Origin of the sequence: Pseudohaliea rubra DSM 19751 (genome assembly GCF_000764025.1) — a bacterium.
Taxonomy (GTDB): domain Bacteria; phylum Pseudomonadota; class Gammaproteobacteria; order Pseudomonadales; family Halieaceae; genus Pseudohaliea; species Pseudohaliea rubra.
In genome coordinates, this window is record NZ_KN234818.1 from 1 (window position 1) to 3,325 (window position 3,325).

Genomic DNA, 3,325 nt, shown 5'->3' on the forward strand with positions numbered 1-3,325 from the left:
CGCCAGGGCTCGCGCAGATGCCGCGCCACCAGCGCCCCCAGCCCCCGGTGCGGCCCCGCCTGGTTGCTCTCTACCTGCCTGGAGTTCCCCGTCATGACTGCTACGCTGCCCTCACCCCGCCGCGCTTGTTCTGCCGCCCCTGCGCTCGCCCCGCCTCTGCCCGGTCACGGCCCTGCCGTTGCCGCTGCTCCGCGGCCCTGCGATCATAAGCGCTGGCACCCAAGCCCCCCAAGGCAAGGCCCCCAAGCCATGCACGAGGATCTGCGCCCCTACTGGCTGAAAAAACTCTACCTGCGTGCGCGCGACGCGTACACGGACTATTTCCTGCGCCCGCGCTGCGCGCACTTCGGCCCGCACGCCAATCTCATGAAACCCTGGTACGTGCACATTTCCGGCAACAATATCGTGATCGGCCGCAGTTTCACCGCCATCGGCGAACCGGGCGCCCGCGTGGAGATCGGCGTCTGGGGCCGCGAGCAGGGCGCGGGCCGCATCGAGATCGGCGACTGTGTTCTCATGAGCCCGGGCAGCCGCCTCTCGGCCTCGGACGAGATCATTATCGGCGACGGTACGATGCTTGCCAACGGCGCCTACGTTACAGACTCGGACTGGCACACGCTTTACGACCGCACGGCCCGCGACGAGCGCATCACCCCGGTTCGCATCGGCCGCAACTGCTGGCTTGGTGACCACGCGACGGTCTTGAAGGGCGTCACGATCGGCGATAATTCGGTGGTTGCTGCCCGCGCTGTGGTCACCAAGGACATTCCCCCTAACGTGGTCGTCGCCGGCAACCCCGCCCGGGTGGTCCGCGAGCTCGACGCGGAGCGCCCGATGACCACCCGTCTCGATTATTTTGCCGACCCCGAGGGTATGGAGCGCTTCTTCGATGCGGTGGACCGGGAGGTGCTCTCTGGTAACTCGTTCTGGCGGTGGTTCTTGTCGGTGGTTTATCCGCGGTCTTTGACCAGGCGCTGAGGGTACTCCGTCGTGGACGCCGGGGGTGCTTCGTAGTTCGGCGCCGGGGCCTGGGATTTACTGTACCGGGACCGCAAAAGCGCCATCCATGGCAGCTCGGCAGCGGACATCCCTGTCCGCTGACGTCCCGGGACAGTAAATCCCAGCCCCCGCCGCCTGACGTTGGTGCCGGCTTTCGACTCTTTAGGCACTCCGTAGTTCGGCGCCGGGGCCCGGGATTTACTGTACCGGGACCGCAAAAAGCGCCATCCATGGCAGCTCGACAGCGGACATCCATGTCCGCTGACGCCCCGGGACAGTAAATCCCGGCCCCCGTCGCCTGACGTGTGTGCGAGGTTTCAACGCAGTGGCTAATTCGGCGCTGGTCGTGTGGCTACACGGCAGGTGCTGGAGGGTGCGGCATACCCTGCCGGGGCGTCGAAGGCCATGGATGGCCTTCGTCGAGCTGCCATGGATGGCGCTTTTGCGGTCCCGGCAGGGTATGCCTCACCCTCCGGCGCCGGGCTACAACGTACTAACCTACCGAGCACCAACCCACGAGCACCAACCCACGAGCACCAACCCACGAGCACCAACCCACGAGAACTATCCCGACACAGCACCACGCACAGCAATCAGAGCAACCGCAACGGCGCCTCATCCATCGCCGCCAGCTGCTCGCGAAGCTCGAGCACGTGGTCGGCCCAGTAGCGGTCCGTGTTGAACCAGGGGAAGCTGTGGGGAAAGGCGGGATCGTCCCAGCGGCGGGCGAGCCAGGCCGCATAGCGGATGAGGCGGAGCGTGCGCAGGGTCTCGATCCAGCGCAGCTGGCGGGGTTCGAAGGTCATGAATTCCTCATAGCCGGCAATCAGCTCCGAGAGCTGGCCCTCGCGGTGCAGGCGCTCCCCGGAGAGGAACATCCACAGGTCCTGGATCGCCGGGCCCATCATGCAGTCATCCAGATCTACAAAGTGCGCGTTGCCGTCGCGCCAGAGAATATTGCCGCCGTGACAGTCCCCGTGCAGGCGCTGAAAGTCCGCCGGGACAAGCTCTGCCCAGCGCGGCGCGACCCGTTCCGCAAGGTCCGCGGTAAGCGTCTCGTAGGCGGGACGCAGATCCCGGGGGATAAACTTTTCCAGAAGGAAGGCGCGATTGTCGTCCAGCATCTCCCGCGGGTCCATGGCCGGGCGGTGAACGAAAGGCTTCGCGGCGCCCACGCGGTGAATACGGCCCAGCGTGCGGCCGAGGACCAGCAGCGCCTCCGGGTCATCCAGCTCCGGCGGGTAACCGCCGCGACGGGCAAAAAGCGCGACGCGGAAGCCCGCATGCTCAAACAGCGTGCTGCCGTCCGCCGCGGCCAGCGGTGCGACCACGGGAATTTCCGCGGCGGCGAGCTCCGCGGCGAAGGCGTGCTCCTCGAGGATCTGGGCATCCGTCCAGCGGCCGGGGCGATAGAACTTGGCGATGAGGGGCACGTCGTCCTCGATGCCGACCTGGTAGACGCGGTTCTCGTAGCTGTTGAGGGCGAGGAGCCGGGCGTCGCTCAGGAAGCCGGCGGACTCTACGGCGTCGATGATCGTGTCCGGGCCGAGGGTGTCGTAGGGATGGTTGCTCACAGGTTATCTCCGGCCAGGGCCGTGCTCTTGATCTGGGCGTAGAGGTGGTCCCCGGGGCTGAGGGCCAGCGTGTCGGCGGATTTGCGGGTGATGCGGGCCAGCAAGTGCTGGCCGTCGATGGCCAGCTGCAGCAGGCAGTGGCTGTCGCCGGTTGGGCGCAGGTCCTCCAGCGTGACGGGCAGCAGATTGAGAATGCTCGAGTCCCTCGGCCGGGTGCGGCAGACCGAGACGTCCCGGGCGGGGATGCGCAGGCGCCGGCGCTGTCCCGGGGCGCCGCCGGGGGCGGTGACCCAGAGCGGTTCCCCGGCGAGGGCGAGCCGGGTCAGGCCGTAGTCCGGCTCCGCGCCGGTCACGGTAACCTCGATGATCGCGGCGGCATCGGGCTCGTCCGCGAGCGGCGAGTCGAGGCGGCCGGCCAGCTCAAGGAGCGGGCCGCGGGCGACCAGGGCGCCGTTACCCAGGACCAGGAGCTCCTCGGCGAGGCCGGTGATTTCCTCGATGCTGTGGCTGACGTAGAGCAGCGGTATGGCCAGCGCCCGGAGCGCTTCCTGCAGAGCCGCGAGGCACTCGCGCCGGGCTTCGCCGTCGAGGTTGGCCAGGGGCTCGTCCAGCAGCAGCAGTCGGGGGTTGGCGAGGAGGGCGCGGGCGATGGCCACGCGCTGCTTCTGCCCGGCCGACAGCGTGTCCGGCCGGCGCGGCAGCAGCGCCTCGATGCCCAGGGCAGCGCTCACCGCCGCCGGCTCCGGGCCGCC

General features: G+C 68.3%; 3 protein-coding genes. 1 reads left to right on the plus strand and 2 read right to left on the minus strand.

All coding sequences use genetic code 11. The features are described from left to right. Positions 1–249 precede the first annotated feature (249 nt). Entirely contained in the window at positions 250–978 is a 729-nt protein-coding gene (locus HRUBRA_RS14380) for an acyltransferase (RefSeq protein ID WP_035518333.1), read from the plus strand. A gap of 614 nt (positions 979–1,592) precedes the next feature. On the opposite strand, the gene HRUBRA_RS14385 is transcribed toward HRUBRA_RS14380, so the two are convergent. Both HRUBRA_RS14385 and HRUBRA_RS15720 read right to left on the minus strand, forming a co-directional pair. After that, a complete protein-coding gene (locus tag HRUBRA_RS14385) occupies positions 1,593–2,573 on the minus strand; it encodes a serine/threonine protein kinase (RefSeq protein ID WP_035518335.1) in 981 nt (326 codons plus the stop codon). Beyond that, positions 2,570–3,325: TOBE domain-containing protein (locus HRUBRA_RS15720; RefSeq protein ID WP_035518337.1), on the minus strand; the 756-nt coding region annotated here is incomplete at its 5' end. The genes HRUBRA_RS14385 and HRUBRA_RS15720, both read right to left, overlap by 4 nt.